The organism is Paraburkholderia sp. SIMBA_030 (assembly GCF_046535245.1).
GTDB lineage: Bacteria > Pseudomonadota > Gammaproteobacteria > Burkholderiales > Burkholderiaceae > Paraburkholderia.
Window position 1 is genome coordinate 1 of the sequence record NZ_JAWRXB010000311.1, and the last position, 284, is coordinate 284.

Below are 284 nucleotides of genomic sequence, written 5' to 3' on the forward strand. Positions count from 1 at the left end.
CTCAAGGAGGCACAACAATGAGTTGGATATCACCGGAACTGATTGAGATCCTGCTGACCATCCTCAAAGCGGTGGTGATCCTGCTGGTGGTTGTCACCTGCGGGGCATTCATGAGCTTTGGCGAACGTCGCCTGCTGGGTCTGTTCCAGAACCGTTACGGACCTAACCGTGTTGGCTGGGGCGGTTCGCTCCAGCTGGTTGCGGACATGATCAAAATGTTCTTTAAAGAAGACTGGATCCCGAAATTCTCGGATCGCGTCATCTTTACCCTGGCACCGATGATT

Annotated in this window: 1 protein-coding gene; it reads left to right on the forward strand. The window is 53.2% G+C overall.

The features are described 5' to 3' along the window. Positions 1 to 17 precede the first annotated feature (17 nt). A partial coding sequence (locus tag SB772_RS40135) for an NADH-quinone oxidoreductase subunit H (RefSeq protein WP_410838536.1) occupies positions 18 to 284 on the forward strand: 267 nt, incomplete at its 3' end.